This is a genomic window from Aeromonas sp. 130281, assembly GCF_056642115.1.
The window spans coordinates 959,541-976,288 of record NZ_JBWVQS010000001.1 but is presented as its reverse complement, the minus strand read 5'-3'; the positions used below and the strand labels follow the sequence as shown (position 1 = coordinate 976,288).

Annotated in this window: 16 protein-coding genes; 10 read left to right on the top strand and 6 right to left on the bottom strand. The window is 62.5% G+C overall.

Translation table 11 applies throughout. The annotated features are described in order from the left end of the window. Positions 1-17: 17 nt before the first annotated feature. Positions 18-356 (bottom strand): ribosome hibernation-promoting factor, HPF/YfiA family, encoded by a 339-nt coding sequence (gene hpf, locus AC1IN8_RS04270; protein ID WP_025326380.1) that lies wholly within the window; start codon positions 354-356, stop codon positions 18-20. Between the two features lie 390 nt (positions 357-746). On the opposite strand from hpf, the gene AC1IN8_RS04265 reads away from it, so the two are divergent. The 5 genes from AC1IN8_RS04265 to yciA all read left to right on the top strand — a co-directional run bounded on the left by AC1IN8_RS04265 (position 747) and on the right by yciA (position 8,045). Beyond that, positions 747-3,263, top strand: coding sequence for a putative bifunctional diguanylate cyclase/phosphodiesterase (locus AC1IN8_RS04265; protein ID WP_479758166.1), 2,517 nt, complete (start codon positions 747-749; stop codon positions 3,261-3,263). A gap of 86 nt (positions 3,264-3,349) precedes the next feature. Next, on the top strand, positions 3,350-5,266 hold the full coding sequence (locus AC1IN8_RS04260; protein WP_479758165.1) for a transglycosylase SLT domain-containing protein: 1,917 nt from the start codon (positions 3,350-3,352) through the stop codon (positions 5,264-5,266). 177 nt (positions 5,267-5,443) lie between these two features. Further along, positions 5,444-6,442, top strand: a complete 999-nt coding sequence (locus AC1IN8_RS04255) for a LacI family DNA-binding transcriptional regulator (RefSeq protein ID WP_041206143.1) — start codon at positions 5,444-5,446, stop codon at positions 6,440-6,442. Between the two features lie 246 nt (positions 6,443-6,688). Beyond that, positions 6,689-7,504 (top strand): NAD-dependent epimerase/dehydratase family protein, encoded by an 816-nt coding sequence (locus tag AC1IN8_RS04250; protein ID WP_479758163.1) that lies wholly within the window; start codon positions 6,689-6,691, stop codon positions 7,502-7,504. A 142-nt stretch (positions 7,505-7,646) separates the two neighbouring features. Next, complete coding sequence (gene yciA, locus AC1IN8_RS04245; protein ID WP_005325590.1) at positions 7,647-8,045, top strand: acyl-CoA thioester hydrolase YciA; 399 nt, start codon at positions 7,647-7,649, stop codon at positions 8,043-8,045. 6 nt (positions 8,046-8,051) lie between these two features. Here the strand turns inward: yciA and AC1IN8_RS04240 are convergent, their stop codons facing one another. Further along, positions 8,052-8,276 carry a hypothetical protein gene (locus AC1IN8_RS04240; RefSeq protein WP_025326386.1) on the bottom strand — a complete coding sequence of 75 codons (225 nt, stop codon included), beginning with the start codon at positions 8,274-8,276 and terminating at the stop codon, positions 8,052-8,054. 111 nt (positions 8,277-8,387) lie between these two features. On the opposite strand from AC1IN8_RS04240, the gene AC1IN8_RS04235 reads away from it, so the two are divergent. Continuing rightward, positions 8,388-9,233, top strand: a complete 846-nt coding sequence (locus AC1IN8_RS04235) for an endonuclease/exonuclease/phosphatase family protein (RefSeq protein WP_139439273.1) — start codon at positions 8,388-8,390, stop codon at positions 9,231-9,233. A 97-nt stretch (positions 9,234-9,330) separates the two neighbouring features. On the opposite strand, the gene AC1IN8_RS04230 is transcribed toward AC1IN8_RS04235, so the two are convergent. Then, a complete protein-coding gene (locus AC1IN8_RS04230) occupies positions 9,331-10,581 on the bottom strand; it encodes a LysM peptidoglycan-binding domain-containing protein (RefSeq protein WP_247626844.1) in 1,251 nt (416 codons plus the stop codon). Positions 10,582-10,635: 54 nt separating this feature from the next. Between AC1IN8_RS04230 and AC1IN8_RS04225 the strand changes: the two genes are divergently transcribed. Beyond that, positions 10,636-10,854: a hypothetical protein gene (locus tag AC1IN8_RS04225; protein WP_241672827.1), complete on the top strand. Its 219-nt coding sequence runs from the start codon at positions 10,636-10,638 to the stop codon at positions 10,852-10,854. Positions 10,855-10,941: 87 nt separating this feature from the next. On the opposite strand, the gene gloB is transcribed toward AC1IN8_RS04225, so the two are convergent. Beyond that, entirely contained in the window at positions 10,942-11,706 is a 765-nt protein-coding gene (gloB, locus tag AC1IN8_RS04220; RefSeq protein WP_247626843.1) for a hydroxyacylglutathione hydrolase, read from the bottom strand. An 81-nt stretch (positions 11,707-11,787) separates the two neighbouring features. Here gloB and AC1IN8_RS04215 point away from each other — a divergent pair, with 81 nt between their 5' ends. Further along, positions 11,788-12,510, top strand: coding sequence for a class I SAM-dependent methyltransferase (locus AC1IN8_RS04215; RefSeq protein WP_162519303.1), 723 nt, complete (start codon positions 11,788-11,790; stop codon positions 12,508-12,510). A gap of 59 nt (positions 12,511-12,569) precedes the next feature. On the opposite strand, the gene rnhA is transcribed toward AC1IN8_RS04215, so the two are convergent. Next, positions 12,570-13,034 carry a ribonuclease HI gene (rnhA, locus tag AC1IN8_RS04210; RefSeq protein ID WP_479758162.1) on the bottom strand — a complete coding sequence of 155 codons (465 nt, stop codon included), beginning with the start codon at positions 13,032-13,034 and terminating at the stop codon, positions 12,570-12,572. 52 nt (positions 13,035-13,086) lie between these two features. Between rnhA and dnaQ the strand changes: the two genes are divergently transcribed. Continuing rightward, complete coding sequence (gene dnaQ / locus AC1IN8_RS04205; protein WP_479758161.1) at positions 13,087-13,818, top strand: DNA polymerase III subunit epsilon; 732 nt, start codon at positions 13,087-13,089, stop codon at positions 13,816-13,818. Beyond that, positions 13,818-15,080, top strand: coding sequence for a TIGR03503 family protein (locus AC1IN8_RS04200; RefSeq protein WP_479758160.1), 1,263 nt, complete (start codon positions 13,818-13,820; stop codon positions 15,078-15,080). Before dnaQ ends, AC1IN8_RS04200 begins: the two co-directional genes overlap by 1 nt. Positions 15,081-15,164: 84 nt before the next feature. Here AC1IN8_RS04200 and AC1IN8_RS04195 read toward each other — a convergent pair whose 3' ends face one another. Further along, the gene (locus tag AC1IN8_RS04195) at positions 15,165-16,682 is read right to left on the bottom strand and encodes an HD domain-containing phosphohydrolase (RefSeq protein WP_479758159.1); all 1,518 of its coding nucleotides are present in this window, start codon (positions 16,680-16,682) and stop codon (positions 15,165-15,167) included. Positions 16,683-16,748: the final 66 nt, after the last annotated feature.

Genomic DNA, 16,748 nt, shown 5'->3' with positions numbered 1-16,748 from the left:
GGATGGGATAACCGGGATTAGGCGTCGGCTTCGTCCACCTCGGGAACGTCCTTGCCAGCGACTGCCGCGCGGCGGGCGAGGGGTTTCTCGATATGGCGATTGAGCTGGCGCTCCAGCTTCTGGCCCAGATCCGTGATGGCGGCATACAGATCCTCGTGCTCTGCCTGCGCAAACAACTTGCCGTTGGGAATGCCGGCGGTGGCTTCGACGATATACATCAAACGCTCTTTGGAGATGATCACATGGGGTGTGATAAGAGGCACCTGAAGACGCTCGAGCTTTTCAAAACGGGATTCAATGCGCTCGCGGATGGCTGGGGTAATGTCGATGATTTTACTGGTCATTTCGATTTTCATATTGGCCCCCTTCGGGTCGTCTTGCTTGTGTCTTCACCCTCAGATTACCCATGTGGCCGAATCAAAATGTGATCTGCATCACAAAATATCCCCTTGGTGATCCGGCAATCCCTAAATTGTGAGCTTTTCCCGTTTCATGCCAAAAACCGCTTGAGCTCAGCGAAACGGGCAGGCAGTATGCGCGAATAGGATCGTTTCTGTCCCCCCTTGGCAGCGCCTTGTGTCGACCCGATGTCTGGTTTTCACCGCTCAGTCTCGCATTTTCTCTACCCACATCGTTTATCGCATCGCAAAAGGATTGCCATGCGCCGGTGGAGATATGCGCACAAACGGATATGCTTTTCTGCATGTGTCGGGGTGGATAACGTGGTTGTAGTGTTGGAGTTGTAAATGAAGCAACAAGCCACCCAGATGATGTGGTTTTATGATCGGCAGCATGAGCAGTGGAGTCTGTCCGATCATCTCTCTTGCCAGCCCTGGCAAGGGGAGGGGGCTCATCCCTGGGCCAGCCAGCTGGCGCCAGAAGATGAATCCGGTTTCGCCGATTTTCTCGCAAGACTCCACCATTCGGGCCAGCCCGGCCAGTTTATCGGTCACCTCAGCGATGAGGCAGGCACAGTGCATCACGTGCTCTGGTACGGCCAGTATGTGCCGGCCCAGCAGCTCTGCTGCGGCTGGCTGGCGCCCCTGGAGATGGCTCACAACGCCGCCAGCCGCGCCGAGCCGCCCGCCAGCCTGGCCCCGCCGCTTCCCCTGCTGCAAGCCCCCTTGCTGGCCCAGCTGGCGCAGGCGCTCTCCGCGAGGACTGGCCTCGATTTCTGCCATACCCTGGTCAACGAGCTGGCCCATATCCTGGGGGCCAACGCGGTCTGGCTGACGGAGCGGGTGGGCCTTGACCGGCTCAGGGTGCTGGCGAGCCACGGCATCGACTTCAAGGAGTACGCCCTGGCGGACATGCCCTGCCAGCAGCTCTATCGGGGCGCCGCCAGTGCGACCCCCATCAGCGAGCCCCTGACCGGCTGCACCTGCCTGCCCCCTGGCCAGCACTACTATGCGCAGCCCCTGCTGGATCGCAGTGGCCAGATCCTGGGCCATCTCGCCCTGCTGTTCCCGAACCAGACCCAGACCGCCGATCTGGGATCCGTGCTGACCATCTTCTCGGTGCGTATGGTGGCCGAGCTGGAGCGTCTGCAGAGCGACGCCCTGATGCGACTCTCTGCGGTGGCGTTCGAAACCCATGAAGGCATCATCATCACGGATCCGGACTTCAAGATCCTGCGGGTCAACTACGCCTTCAGCCAGATCACCGGCTTCGACAGCCAGGGGGTGATAGGCCTGCACCTTGGCAACGACCTCTGGTCCGGGCTCGGGGGGCTCGGCTATGAGCTCAACGCCCTGGATCGCTGGCAGGGAGAGACGCTGCGCCTGCACGCCGACGGCCATGTCTACCCCCAGTGGGAAATCGTCACGCCGGTGCAGGATGACAAGGGAGGCATCAGCCACTACGTCATCTTCTTCGAAGACATCTCCGAGCGTAAGGCGGCGGAGCGCCGCATCCAGGATCTCGCCTATTACGACGAGCTGACCGGTTTGCCCAATCGCCGCCAGCTTCACGAGACCTTGGCCCAGGCGTTCAGCGAGGCGAGCCGCGAGCACCTGATCGGCGCCCTGCTGTTCATCGATCTCGATCACTTCAAGACCATCAACGACTCCCTCGGCCATGCCACCGGCGACTGGCTGCTCAAGGAGGTGGCGAATCGCCTCAAGCGGCTGGTGCGGCAGGGGGATTGTCTGGCCCGGCTCGGCGGCGACGAGTTCGTGTTGCTGCTGCCCGGCCTCTCCATCAGCCCGCCCCAGGCGGAGATGCAGGCCGATCTCATCGCCGAGCGGCTCATCGGCGAGATTGCCGCCCCCTACAGTCACGGGGGCCAGGTGCTGCACATCGGGGCCAGCGTCGGCATCACGCTCTTCCCCGGAAGGGAGCAGGAGGCCGGGGATCTGCTCAAGCAGGCCGACACCGCCATGTACCAGGCCAAGTCGGCGGGTCGCAAGACCCGGCGTTTCTTCGATGCCTCCATGCAGTTGCAGGCGGACAGGCGCCTGCTCATTCACAACGAGCTGCGCAGCGCCCTCAACAATCAGGAGCTGACCCTTCACTATCAGCCTCAGCACATGGTCGAAGGGGGGGACATCATAGGGGTGGAGGCGCTGATCCGCTGGCAGCCGCCTGGCCGTGCCCTGGTCTCTCCCGCCGAGTTCATCCCCATCGCCGAGGAGACGGATCTCATCGTCGACATCGGCAATTGGGTGTTGCATGAGGCCTGTACCCAGTATGTCTCCTGGGAGGAGAACGGGATCCACGTGCCCCAGCTGTCGGTTAACGTCAGTGCCAAGCAGTTCCATGCCCACGATTTCGTCGATCGGATCCACGATGTGCTGGCCGCCACCGGCATGGATCCCTCCTGCCTGAACCTGGAGATCACCGAGTCCGTGGTACTCGGTCATGCGGAGGACACCATCAGCAAGATGGCCGAGCTCAAGACCCTTGGCATCAGCTTCGCCATCGACGATTTCGGCGCCGGCTACTCCTCCCTGAGTTACCTCAAGCGGCTGCCCGCCGATGAGCTCAAGATCGACCGCTCCTTCATCCAGGACATCCCCAAGGATGGCGACAACATGGCCATCGTAGAGGCGGTGATCGCCATGGCCCGTCACATGGGATTCAACGTGACGGCCGAGGGGGTGGAGTCCCGCCAGCAGCTGGAGTTCCTGCAGGCGCAGGGCTGCCATTTCTTCCAGGGCTATCTCGCCTCCAAGCCGCTGCCCGTGCCCTATCTGGAGCGCTACATCAGCCGCCTGAGCCGCCATGATCGCGCCGCCCCTGCCGACAAAAATAGTGTGGCGTAGCGCCCATCTTTAACGGGTAGAATGAAGGTATCTCACCACCGCCAGCGGGCGGTGGTTATGCCTCTTCTTAAGGGAGAATGCCTTTCGTGAAAGCCGTGCAGGGAATCATCTTTTCGGCGTTGTGTGTGCCAGGGCTAGTGGCCCCCGTCTTTGCGCAAACCATGGAGCAGTCCCTCTATCGCGAGGGTTATGACGCCGTGCGTGCCAATGATCAGGAGCGCTTCCAGCAGATCCGCGCCCGCCTCAACCACTATCCGCTGCTGCCCTATCTGGATTACTACCAGCTGGCGTTCCGGCCCGGGGCGGCAGACTACGACGACGTGACCCGCTTCATCCGCCAGCACGGGGATACCCCCCAGTCCAACCGTCTGGAGCGCGCTTACCTCACCTACCTGGCCCAGAGCCAGCAGTGGTCCCAGTTCCTGCGCTTCTACCCGGCCAAGCCGAACTCTACCGATCTGCTCTGCATGCACTACCAGGCCCGCTATTACACCGGCCACAAGAGCGAGGCCCTGCAGGAAGCGGGCAAGCTCTGGCTGAGCGGCCAGTCCAGACCCGATGCCTGCGATCCCCTGTTCCAGCTCTGGCAGCAGGCGGGCCTGCGCACCCAGGAGAAGATCTGGCAGCGGATGAACCTGGCCTTCGAGGCGCAGAACCCCAATCTCATCCGCCACCTCGGCGCCCAGCTGGGGGGCAGTCTGAAACCCTATGGGGATCAGATGATAGCCCTGTTTGATCAACCGGCCAGGGCGATGAACCCGGCCTCCTTCTCGACGGCGCCGCAGTCGAGGCAGCTGCTCTCCCTCGGGCTGGCCCGCTATGCCAACGAGCAACCCGAGCCCGCCCTGCGCCAGCTGGGGGAGATGAAGCGCCGCTTCGGCCTGAACCAGGCCGAGGTTGCCCGGGTGGAGCGCGCCGCCGCCCGCCGCCTGCTGCTCGATCGCTCCCTCGCCCAGCGCAGCTGGCTGGATGCGACCCTGGTGCGGATGAAGGATGCCGAGCTGGTGGAGCTGCGGGCACGGCTCGCCATCTGGGAGCAGGATTGGCGCGGCCTCGAAGGCTGGGTCAAGCGGATGCCCATGGCACTGCAGAAGGAGGATCGCTGGCGCTACTGGCTGGCACGCTCACTGGAGGTGCAGGGGCGGCAGAAACCGGCGCGGGAGCTCTATCTCGAGACCGCCAATCTGCGCGGCTTCTATGGCTTCATGGCGGCGCAGCGCACCGGTGTGCCCTATCGCATCAAGAACCAGAGCGTGGGGCACAAGGTGCCGGACTGGCGCACCGCCAGCAGCCGCTGGCCTTTCCTGGTGCGGGTGCGCGAACTGCTGGCGATGAACGAGATCACGGCGGCACGCTCTGAGTGGATCCATAACATGGATCGCAACCCCGTGGCCCAGCGCCTGGAGTTCGGTCATATCGCCCTCAACCAGGGCTGGCACGAGCTGGCGATCCTCTCCAGCATCCGGGCCGAGGCCTGGGATGCGATCGACTTGCGCTTCCCCTTGCCCCTCAAGCGCACCTTCTCCCAGATGGCGCAGGAGCGCACCATGAACACCAGCCTGCTCTACGCCATCTCCCGTCAGGAGAGCGCCCTCTATCCGCTGGCGCAGTCGCCGGTCGGGGCGCGTGGCCTGATGCAGCTGATGCCGGCCACCGCGAGGGAGACCGCCAGCAAGCTGGGGGTGCCCTATCGCAACGAGCAGCAGCTGTTCGATCCCGCCATGAACATCCGCCTCGGCAGCGCCTACCTCAAGCGGCTGCTGGACGTCTATGACGGCAACCGGATCCTGGCGGCGGCGGCCTACAATGCGGGCCCCGGCAGGGTCAAGCGCTGGCGGGATCAGAGCACCAACAAGCCGATGGATGTCTGGGTTGAGAGCATCCCCTATAAAGAGACGCGCAACTACGTCCAGAACGTGCTCTCCTTCGATCTCATCTACCAGCACAAGCTGCAGCAGCCCCTGCGTTTCATGTCGGAACGCGAGCTCAATCACGCCTATTGAGAACCGAGGCAGTCGCGTCAGCGACTGCCTCCCATTCTTGCCTCAGAATGGTTATTATCCCTTAAGCTTTGTTACAAAAGGAAACCTGTCAGGTGATCGGGCGCCGCGTCTTGGTCTGACTGGTTCGATATAATGCCCGATCAACACAGACAGGCTTCCCCAACAAAGGAATTGAGAGTGGCAACGATCAAAGACGTATCTCAGCTGGCGAATGTGTCCATTTCGACGGTGTCGCGAGTCATCAACAACACGGCGCAGGTTGCACCCGAGAAGCGCGAGGCCGTGCTCGCGGCCATGAAGGAGCTGAGTTTTCGTCCAAACAGCTTCGCCCAGGCCCTGGTAAGCAAGCGTTCCAACTGCATCGGTGTCCTGGTTGGGGATCTCTGTGGTGGCCCCTTCTTCGCCCAGATGATGCGTGGCATCGAGAGCATGGTCGACAAGGCGAACAAGTTCACCATAGTGGTCTCCGGCAACCACGACGCGGCCCGGGAGCGTCACGCCATCCAGGCGCTGCTGCAACGCCAGTGCGACGCCCTGATCCTGCACAGCAAGGCGCTGCCGGACGAAGAGCTGAGCGAGCTGGCGTCGGGGTCCACCCCCATCGTCTTCATCAATCGTCAGGTGCCGGGCTGCGAGGAGCGCTGCGTCTGGCTCGACAACCAGGCGGGCATCACCACGGCCTGTCAGCACCTGCTGGACGCGGGGCACAGCCGGATCGCCTTCATCACCTCGGATGACGAGGAGTTCGTCGATGGCCAGCAGCGGATGGCCGGCTATCGTGTCGCCCTGCAACGGGCCGGCATCGAGCTGGATCCTGCCCTCATCGGTCGCGCCTTCGCCGACGAGAAGGGGGGCTATGTGGCCATGAGCGAGCTGCTGGAGCGCGGCGTTCCCTTCACGGCCGTGCTGGGCTTCAACGATGCCATGGTGGCGGGGGCCATCTCCTGCCTGCTGGAGCGGGGCTACAAGATACCGCAGCAGGTCTCGGTGGTCGGCTTCGACGACATACCCTATGCCCGTTACATCTATCCCAAGCTCACCACGGTGCGCTACCCCATCGAGGAGATGGGAGAGCGGGCCGCCGAGCTGGCCTTGCGCCTGCTGGATCACAAGCCGGTAGAGGGTCTAGCGCTCAAGTTTGAAGCGGAACTGGTGCGTCGGGAGTCCGTGGCCTGAGCCATGAAGTTGGCCCCAAGCGGGCCAGCTTTTTCATCAAACGGTGAAAGCGCTTTCAGAAATCCTTTTCAACTGTGATCCGCTTCAAAGCTTTTTGACCGCGCTGCCACTAGGATAGGCCCACGAATTAGGAGCGTGCGCTCCCGATTTTCCCGCTGTGGGAGGTAACCGGTTCATCCGGCTATTTCCTTCGTTACTTTCGACGGTCATCATGGATGGCCGTTTTTTTTTGTCAGGATTTTGCCAATGACGACCGAACACGAGTATCAGACGGGAATAGTGGGAGCAGGCTGGCTGGGGTTGCCCCTGGCCAGGGCGTTGCAGGCGCAGGGTCAGTCCGTCGCCGTGACGGTCAGTTCCCTCGAGAAGGCGACCCGGTTGCGTGACGGGGGCATCGCGGCCTGGCCGCTGCTGCTGGCCCCGGACATGGCGGGCCCGCTGCCGTTTCGCTGCCGCGATCTGGTGATCTGCGTCCCCCCCAGCAAGACCCAAGACTACCCGGCGTCGGTGGCTCGGCTGTGCCAGCTGGCCAGGGCGGCCGGCGCTGGCAAGGTGCTCTTTATCAGCGCGACCTCGGTGTGGGCGCCAGGGCAGGGGGAGGATGAGACCCCGAGTCCGGCCAGCGCCAGGGGAGAGCGGATGCGGGCGGCAGAACTGGCTGTCCAGGAGGGAGGCTTTGCCTGCGCCATGGTGCTGCGCCCGGCCGGCCTCTACGGTCCGGACAGACACCCCGGGCGCTTCCTCGCGGGCAAGACGCTGGCGGGGGGAGGGCAGGCGGTGAACCTGGTGCATCTGGACGATGTGGTGGCGGCCTGCCAGCTGATGCTGGCGGCGGGGCAGGAGGGGGACGCCTATAACCTGAGCGCCCCGGTCCACCCGCGCCGGGAGCAGCTCTATCCCTTCGCGAGCCGTCTGCTCGGGCTGGCGCCCCCGCAGTTCATCGAGCCGGCGGGGGACTTTTCTCCCATCGAGGGAGATCGCATCTGCCAGCGACTGGGTTTTGTCTACCGCTGGCCGGATCCGGCCCACTGGTTTGCCGCCCAGGCGTCCTTGCAAGGCTGAGTCAGGATGGGTTTCAACCTGGTCTTCTTTGCATGTGGTTGGGCACGGGAGCCCCGCGTGGCGCGGGTCCGCTCGGCAATTGAGGTTTGCCAAGGGCGGGATCGCCCCCTATCATGCCGCCATCCATATAGAGAGAGCGGTAATGATGGAAGAGACAAAGCGTCATCCCGATGGGGAGCTGTTGCTGAGAACCCTGGCGATGCCAGCCGATACCAACCCCAATGGCGATATCTTCGGGGGGTGGATCATGTCCCAGATGGATATAGGTGGGGGCATCATGGCCAAGGAGCTGGCAAAAGGACGCATCTGTACCGTCTCGGTGGAGGGCATGACCTTCCACAGTCCGGTCAAGGTGGGCGACGTGGTGTGTTGCTATGGTCGCTGCCTGAAGGTCGGGCGCAGCTCCATGCGCCTCAAGCTGGAGGTCTGGGTCAAGCCGGTGCTGCGGGAGAATGAGGCCCAGCGTTACTGCGTGACGGAAGGGGTCTTTACCTACGTGGCCATCGACGATCAGGGCAAATCCCGTCCCGTTCCGGTCTGAACCTGCTCAGATGAGCCGGGCGTTGATGATGGATATTTCCTGCTCAAGCCCGGTTTTTTGCCGTATCATGCGTTCCAGCATCTCTTCCGAGCCGACGCACTGATCCGTGTCGAACAGGCAGAGATCGCACTGGGGATCCCGTCTGATCTGATAGACGGTGGAAAGCTCCACTTGATGACAGGTTCCTTGTTGATCATAAAATGTCACGCGGTACTGGTGCTGTCTCGCCATTGCGGGATCCCTCATGGATGAGTCGGGCCGGACACGAATAATGAGACTAGTCGGCGTCCATGACCTCTGTGAGGATCATGGCGCCTTGCAGAGGCAGGTGATTGTTAGCCAATGAAAAATAGTTATCGGATTCTGGGGACTTCCCTGCTGACGCTGGGACTGGTTGGCTGTTTCGAGGTGCCGGATCAGGATCACCTGGTCACGGCGGCGGGCATAGTGCCCGGCGTTGATTGCCAGAAGCCCCCCCTGGTGGCGCTGGCCTCCACCGCCTTGCCCCGCGAGTTTGGCATCACCGTCTGGAATCTCTACAAGGGGCAGCGCAAGAACTGGCGCGAAGGGCTGGATGAATATGCCAAGTCCCAGGATCTGGTGCTGTTGCAGGAGTCGGCGACCCGGCCCGAGATGCTGCAATGGCTGCGTGCCGGCGACTTCCAGTGGCAGCAGTTGCAGGCGTTCACCCAGGGCGGCGTCTCCTTCGGTGTCATGACGGTGGCCAAGACGCCGCAGGCCTTCGTCTGTGGCGTGCGCTCCCCCGAGCCGTTGCTGCGCATCCCCAAGTCCGGTCTGGTGAGCCTCTACCCCTTGCAGGGGGATCCTGACGGCGTGCTGGTGGTCAACCTGCATGCGGTCAACTTCGAGCTGGGGATGGCCACCTTCCGCGAACAGCTCAACGATCTGACCGCCTTGATCCATCGCCATCAGGGCCCTGTCATCCTGGGGGGAGACTTCAACACCTGGAGCGACAAGCGCGAGTTCTGGCTGAACAAGCTGGTCGGCGAGCTCGGCCTGCAGGAGGCCATCCCCGTGCCCGACTTGCGCCGTACCGCCTTCGGCCGTCCGCTGGATCACCTCTACTACCGCAACCTGGACCTGGTGGAGGTGAGCTCGCCGGCCACCGATGCCTCGGATCACAATCCCATCATGGCGCGGTTCGCGGCCCAGGCCATCACTCCCTGAGTCTGACTCCCAACAAGGGGGATTGGCTTCGGCTGGTTTATGCAGACAAAAAAATACCCCGCACTCGCGGGGTATTTTTTTATTCGGTGAGAAGCGATCAGCTGTTGTTCTTCACGAACAGGGTCAGCTCCTGCCCCGGCTTGAGGTAGTCGCTCTTGCCGAGCTGGTTCCAGCGCATCACGTCGTTGACGGCGACCTGGAAGCGGGCGGCGATGGAGGAGAGGGAATCCCCGCGACGCACCTGATAGACCATGGATTTGTTGCTGCCCTTGCCCTGCTTGGGCCAGACCACCAGCTTCATGCCCGGTTTCAGGGCTGACTTGGCGCTCAGACCGTTCCACTTGGCCAGATCGGCGTGGGTCACCCCGTGGGCCTGGCTGATGCTCCACAGATTGTCACCCGAACGCACCTGATACTGGATCTTGCTGCCACTGCGGCTTGCCAGTTGCTGGGGCTTGCTGCGGGTGACCTGGCTAGCGGTGCCGCCGTTGGGGATCACCAGGCTCTGGCCACGGCGCAGATTGTTGCCGCGCAGATTGTTGGCCAGCTTGAGCTGCTGCACGCTCACCCCGTGGTTCTGGGCGATGCGGGAGAGGGTATCGCCGCTGGTGACCTGGTAGGAGCGCACGCCACGGGTACGTTCACGCTGGGGCAGATCGGCCAGAGCCAGCTCCAGGGTGTCGGCGTACTCGATGGGTACCAACAGGTTGTAGGGGCCTCGCGGCGAGGTCATGCCACGCTTGAGTGCCGGATTGAGGGCCTTGAGCTGGGAAGCAGAGACGCCTGCCAGCTGGGCCGCCACGTTCAGATCGATCTGGCCACCTGTGTTGATGGTCCGCAGCTGCGGCTTGTTGGCCAGCACCGGCAGGGTGACATTGTATTTGTCCGCATTGCGGATCATGTCGGCCATGGCCAGGATCTTGGGCACATACATCCGGGTCTCGCGGGGCAGGTCCAGCGACCAGTAATCGGTCGGCCGACCGGCCTTCTGATTGCGGATTATGGCGTTGCGTACCCGGCCTTCGCCGGCATTGTAAGCGGCCAGCGTCTGCAGCCAGTCGCCGTCGAAGAAACGGTTCAGGTACTCCAGGTAGTCCAGTGCGGCATTGGTGGACGCCAATACATCGCGGCGGCCGTCATACCAATTGTCGTGGCGCAGGCCGAAGTTCTTGCCGGTCGCAGGAACGAACTGCCAAAGACCCACCGCATTGCTGCGGGAGCGGGCATTGGGATCGAACATGCTCTCGATCATGGGGATGGTAATAAGCTCCATTGGCAGCTCACGCCGTTCGATTTCCTCTACCATCAGATACAGGTAGGGCTCAGCCCGGCTGGCAATGGTCGCCATATGCTTATCATTACGCAGTAACCAATCACGTTGCTGGCGGACACGAGCATTTTCGTGCGAGTCCAGCTGCATATCATCGCTGATACGCACCCACAGGTTATCCGTGTCATCCAGCTCTTCAATCTGTTCATCGCCGAACAGGAAGCGTGCCGAATGTTTTTTGTATGTTTTCTTGCTGACTTGGGGGGATTTGATCGGCTCGATTGCCGTTACCGCCCGGTCATCCTGATGGCTCAGGTTTTGACAGCCGCTGAGAAACAGCGCCGCCAATAAGGCCGTTCGTAGCTTCATCTCGCTCAGGTCATCTCTTGAAAAACAGCTCGCATCATAAGGGGCAATGGCCCCCTGATCAAGGTTTGTTCAAAAAACGTCCTTCCAGCCCCTCAGCACGGTGAAGGTATCCTCTGGATTTTCCAAGCATTTAAGGGCGTATTTCTCAGCAGAAAATTTCACTGAGTCCTCATTGCAGCGCAGAAAAACATTGAAATGCCGCTCATCCCCCAGGCGTGAGGGGAGACTCGGCAGGCCCTGCTGACGCAGCTTGCTGATCACCCCGATCCGGCGTTGGATCGCCAGGTTGTCCGGCTCGACCGCATGGGCGAAACGCAGGTTGGAGAGGGTGTATTCATGGGCGCAATAGAGGAGGGTGTCATCGGGCAGGGCCGCGAGCCGCTGCAGGGATCCATACATCTGGGCTGGGCTGCCTTCGAACAGGCGGCCGCAGCCGGCACTGAAGAGGGTGTCGCCACAAAACAGCATGCCATGGCCGTGATAGGCGATGTGGCCCAGGGTATGGCCGGGGATGTGGAGGACATCCAGGCTCAGGCCGTGCCAGTTGATCTGATCCCCGTCATCGAGCCACTGGCCGTGGTGATCCGGCATGGGGTCATGCTTGGGGCCATAGAGGCGGGCATGGGGGAAATGGTGGAGCAGATCCGTGACGCCGCCCACATGGTCGCGATGATGGTGGGTCAGCAGGATGGCATCGAGCTCAAGCCCGAGGGTCTCGAGCCGCTCCAGCACGGGGGCCGCCTCGCCCGGATCCACGACCAGGCAGTGATTTTCGTGTCGGATCAACCAGATGTAATTGTCGCTGAAGGCGGGAACTGTGATGACGGTATACATGGGTCGGCTTCTCTTTGTGTTCTCTTTGTGGAAGGGATCTTATATAACAAGATGGCATTCGCACCCCGGATTGGTCCCATTATGCAGCTGGCACGTACCGAACAACAGATCGCGATCCCGACCAGCTGGTCGGCACTGCCCATGGGGGACTGGGTGGCGGCCGAGCTCCAGGAGCGGCTCGACAACTGGTGCCCTCATCTGTTTGGCTACCATCTGCTGAAAATTGGCGCCCTGAGCGCCGAGCTCTCCTGCGGCAGCTCCACCATTCGCCACCAGCTAGGTGTTGCCCCCGGCGGGCGCTTGCTGGATATCAAGGGGGATCCCCTTGCCTTGCCGATCCGCACCGCCAGCGTGGATGCCTGCCTGCTCGCCCACTGCCTCGACTTTTCACCGGATCCCCACCAGGTGCTGCGCGAGGCTGAGCGGGTGCTGACCGATGACGGCTGGCTCATCGTCAGCGGCTACAACCCCACCAGCCTGGTCGGCCTGGGTCATTACCTGCCCTTCATGCGACAACACCTGCCCTGGTCGGCCCGCATGTTCACCCCTGCCCGGGTGACCGACTGGTTGCAACTGCTGGGGTGCGAGGTGATGTTTGACGAGCGCTTCGGTTTCTCCTTCATGGGGAAGCAGAGCCGGATCGGCTGGTGGCGGGAGAGCCTGGGGCGGGATTACTGCAGGGCCTTTGCCTCTGTCTATGTGATAGCCGCCCGCAAGCGGCGTTTCCCCGTCACCCCGGTGCGCCGTCGCTGGCGCCTGCCGGAGTCGATGGCGGCGCCTGGCATGGCGCGCCAGGGCTGGTGACGAGGATGCCACGGCAGACCGCTGGCTGTTCCCTTCATTGATAGAGACGCTTCGGCATCTCAGGGCTGGTAACCCGTGTCTTCGGCGAGCTGCTTGCCGCTGGCGGCATCCCGGGCCAGCACGTCACAGCGTTCGTTCTCCGGGTGACCGGAGTGGCCCTTGACCCAGAGCCATTCGATCTGGTGGCGCGCCACTTCCGCGTCCAGCGCCTGCCAGAGATCGACGTTCTTGACCGGTTGGCGGTTGGATGTCATCCAGCCTTTCTTCTTCCAGCCGATGATCCACTGGGTGATGCCCTGGCGCACATACTGGCTGTCTGTGGTCAGGCGAACCTGGCAGGGTTCGTTCAGGGTGCGCAGCCCCATGATGGCGGCCATCAGCTCCATCCGGTTGTTGGTGGTCAGCCGATAGCCCCCTGCCAACTCCTTGCGGTGCTGGCCATAGACCATGACGGCGCCATAGCCGCCGGGGCCCGGATTGCCGAGGCAGGAACCATCCGTATACAAATCAATCTTTTTTAGCATGTGTCTTGGGGTAAACTAGCGAATAAAACCGAAGTTTGACATGGATTCGATCATGAGCACACCCCAACTGAATCGCCAGATCATTCTGGATACTGAAACCACAGGCATGAACACGGCAGGCGGCCCCGTCTACCTCGGGCACCGCATCGTCGAGATCGGCTGTGTGGAGGTGATCAACCGCAAACTGACCGGCAACCATTTCCATGTCTACATCAAGCCGGATCGGCTGGTGGACCCCGAGGCCATCGCCGTGCACGGCATCACCGATGCCTTCCTGGCGGACAAGCCCTCCTTCAGCCAGATAGCCGACGACTTCATCGCCTTCATCCGCGGTGCCGAGCTCATCGCCCACAACGCGCCCTTTGACGTGAGCTTCATGGACTATGAGTTCAGCAAGCTCGGCCTCGACTTCAAGACGGCGGACATCTGCGGCATCACGGATACCCTGGCGATGGCGCGGGACCTTTTCCCCGGCAAGCGCAACAACCTGGATGTGCTGTGCGATCGCTACGGCATCGACAACTCCCACCGTACCCTGCACGGGGCCTTGCTCGATGCGGAGATCCTGGCGGACGTCTACCTGCTGATGACGGGTGGCCAGACCAAGCTCAATCTGGCCAGCGAGAGCAACGAGAATGACAGCAACCAGGACACCGGGATCCGCCGGCTGGAGAGCAACCGCGCGCCCCTCAAGGTGGTGCGCGCCAGCGACGAGGTGGTCGCCGCCCATGAGGCCAGGCTGGATCTGGTACAGAAGAAAGGGGGAGCCTGCCTGTGGCGGTAATGAGTTCGCTCTGGGGTGGCGTGCTGCTGCTGACCTCCCTCTCCGGCATGGCCAACGAGGTGTTTGCCCCCTCCGACATTCCGCTGCTCGACAACCGCTTTCGCATCGATTACGGGGTCAAGGAGATCACCTTCATCATCAAGCGCAAGCCGGGCACGCCGTCGGTGATCCTGGTGCGGCCGGATGGCAGCAAGCTCTATGTGGGCAAGGTCACGCCGCCGGATGTGGGCTGGCTGACGCAGCAGGATCAGGATCTCATCACGGTGCGCAACCCCATGCCGGGCCCCTGGCAGGCCATCGGCGAGGTGGACCCTGACAACAGGGTGCGCCTGCTCACCGATATCCGGCTCGAGAGCGAGCCGTTGCCGACCCGCCTCTATCAGGGGGAGCGGGTCAAGCTGCAATCCAGGCTGCTGATCGACGGGGCGGCGCCGGGGGCGGACTACTACCTCTCCGATCTCGGCATGACGGTGAAGCTGCAGCAGTTCAACGATGCGGCCCAGAGCGGGGAGCCCATCGTCGAGGAGACCCTCGGGCACTATCTGGATGATGGCAAGGGGCTCGACGAGGTGCCCGGGGATGGCGTGCTGACCGCCGAGGCGGTGCTGGACGTACCGGCAGGCAAGTATCGCGCCCTCTACAGTACCGGCAACCAGGTGTTCTCTCGTGCCGAGTCCCAGCAGGTGCTGCTCTTCCCCTGGCCGCTGAGCTACACCCTGGATGCCCCTTCCGGCGATACCGGGGCCAGGCTCTCCTTGCTCATCGATGCCGACGAGCTGGATCCGGCCTCAGTGGTGATCCAGGGCAAGGCCATCGACAGCGCAGGGGTCAGCATGGCCTTCAATGCGGTGGCAACCGAGCCCCGCCTTGGCGTCGATCTCTCCGCCCTCAAGGCGGCAGGCCAGTACAGGGTGGAAGCGACCCTGTTTGGCACCACCCGGCTCGGCCGCGAGGTGCAACTGCAACTGCCGGTCAAGTCGTTCACCATCATGCCGCCACCGGCGCCCACTCCTTCAGCGGCGTCTCCCACCTCGGCGGCGGTACTGGCCCAGGCCAGGTTTGAGGAGCGGGAGAGCCCGGTCTGGTTGCCCTGGGCCCTGGGAGGTGGCGGCCTGTTGCTGCTCCTGCTGGGGGCGGGTGGCTTCATCCTGCTGCAAAAGCGCCGCACCCTGCACAAGGCGATGGCGGCCCAGAAGGCACAAAGCGAGGCCGCGACCCCGGCGGCGGAGCCCAAGCTGGATCTCAATCTGCCGGAGCAGTAGCACGCGCTCAATGCAAAGCAAAGAAGCCGCCCCTGTGGGCGGCTTCTGCATGATGGCGAGGTGGCAGCTCGCAGGACCCCCGTCTCAGTGGGCGCCGATATAGACGTCCTTGTACTGTTCTCGGATCTCGAGGAACCTCTCGAGGTTGGTCAGCATCAGGTCCACCAGCAGGGGATCGAAGTGCTCTCCCTTCTCTGCCCTGATCAGCGCCAGCACCTCATCAAGTGGCCAGGCCTGCTTGTAGCAGCGATCCGACCCCAGGGCATCGAACACGTCCGCCAGCGCGACTATGCGCCCCTCCAGCGGGATGGCCTCTCCCTTTAGCCCGCGGGGGTAGCCGCTGCCGTTCCACTTCTCGTGATGGTTCCCGGCTATGGTGGCCCCTATCTGGAACAGCGCGAGATCGCTGCCGGAGAGCATGTCCTGTCCCAGCTGGGCGTGGGTCTTCATGATCTCCCACTCATCCGGGGTGAGTTTGCCCGGTTTGTGCAGGATGGCATCCGGGATCCCCACCTTGCCGATGTCGTGCAGGGGAGAGGCGCGCTTGATGAGCTCGCACCTGTCTTCGTTCATGCCCAGCAGCTGGCAGAACAGCTCGGTGTAGAGCGCCACCCGCTTGACGTGCAGGCCGGACTCCTTGGAGCGGCTCTCCACCAGCTCGCCGATGCGGTAGATGATCTCGCGCTGGTTGTCGCCGATGACCTCGTTGAGCCGGATGTTCTCCAGCGCCACTATGATGTTCTCGGTGAACAGGCTCAGCAGGCCGGTATCCATCTGGCTGAGGGGACGGGTGGTCTCGATGTGGAACAGCAGGTGATGACGGGGGTTCTGGCAGTAGAGCACCAGCTGGTTGCCGTCGTAGACGTTGGCGCCCTTGTCCATGGCGCAGCGCAGTATGGCCGGCGCTTCACTGAGGCGCAGGGCCGGGCCGTCGCTGAGCAGGGGCTCCAGCACCTGATCCCGCACCTCGTAGGCCAGATGCTTCACATCATAGATCTGGGACTCTTCCAGGTTGAGCAGGGCGCTGAGCTGGGTCTGGGCCCCTTCGACGAACTGCCGCAGTGCCCGCTGCTCGAAGATCCCCTTGGAGGCCTCGATGACCTTCTCCAGCCCCTGGCGATTGCTCTCCAGGGTGCGAATGTCCCGGTAGGATCGCAGGCTGGCGCGCAGCAGGGTGCGCAGCTTCTGGGAGGTGAGTTCCGTCTTGTCCTTGTAGTCGTTGATGTCGTAGTTGGTGACGACGTCATCTTCCGGCGCCTGACCGGGTTGGCCGGTGCGCAGCACTATGCGCACCATCTTGTTTTGCAGCTCGTCGCGCACGAACTTGACCACCTCCAGACCGGCGTGATCCGCTTCCATGACCACATCGAGCAGCAGCAGGGCGACATCCGGGGTGGTGGCGAGCAGGGACTTGGCCTCGGCGGCCGAATAGGCGTGCAGAAAATCGATGGGCTTGCCGTCGAACTCAAACTTGCTCAGGGTAATCTTGGTGATGCGATGCACCTCGGGCTCATCGTCCACTATCATCACCTTCCAGCCGGCGGGTCGCGGTGCTGTCTGGGGCAGCTCTTCATCGTCAATAATCAGGATTTGATCATCCATTACGCAATCCTGTTTGTGATCCTGTGCTTACCTTAACCGCTTCATTCAAGATAGGAAACGGATTGA

Excerpts from the sequence above, each read along its gene's own strand:
- AC1IN8_RS04195 (WP_479758159.1), bottom strand. The coding sequence starts at position 16,682 with ATGGATGATCAAATCCTGATTATTGACGATGAAGAGCTGCCCCAGACA.
- AC1IN8_RS04250 (WP_479758163.1), top strand. The coding sequence starts at position 6,689 with ATGACGACCGAACACGAGTATCAGACGGGAATAGTGGGAGCAGGCTGG.
- hpf (WP_025326380.1), bottom strand. The coding sequence starts at position 356 with ATGAAAATCGAAATGACCAGTAAAATCATCGACATTACCCCAGCCATC.
- AC1IN8_RS04215 (WP_162519303.1), top strand. The coding sequence starts at position 11,788 with ATGCAGCTGGCACGTACCGAACAACAGATCGCGATCCCGACCAGCTGG.
- AC1IN8_RS04200 (WP_479758160.1), top strand. The coding sequence starts at position 13,818 with ATGAGTTCGCTCTGGGGTGGCGTGCTGCTGCTGACCTCCCTCTCCGGC.
- yciA (WP_005325590.1), top strand. The coding sequence starts at position 7,647 with ATGATGGAAGAGACAAAGCGTCATCCCGATGGGGAGCTGTTGCTGAGA.
- AC1IN8_RS04240 (WP_025326386.1), bottom strand. The coding sequence starts at position 8,276 with ATGGCGAGACAGCACCAGTACCGCGTGACATTTTATGATCAACAAGGA.
- gloB (WP_247626843.1), bottom strand. The coding sequence starts at position 11,706 with ATGTATACCGTCATCACAGTTCCCGCCTTCAGCGACAATTACATCTGG.
- AC1IN8_RS04230 (WP_247626844.1), bottom strand. The coding sequence starts at position 10,581 with ATGGCGACCATTGCCAGCCGGGCTGAGCCCTACCTGTATCTGATGGTA.
- rnhA (WP_479758162.1), bottom strand. The coding sequence starts at position 13,034 with ATGCTAAAAAAGATTGATTTGTATACGGATGGTTCCTGCCTCGGCAAT.
- dnaQ (WP_479758161.1), top strand. The coding sequence starts at position 13,087 with ATGAGCACACCCCAACTGAATCGCCAGATCATTCTGGATACTGAAACC.
- AC1IN8_RS04265 (WP_479758166.1), top strand. The coding sequence starts at position 747 with ATGAAGCAACAAGCCACCCAGATGATGTGGTTTTATGATCGGCAGCAT.
- AC1IN8_RS04235 (WP_139439273.1), top strand. The coding sequence starts at position 8,388 with ATGAAAAATAGTTATCGGATTCTGGGGACTTCCCTGCTGACGCTGGGA.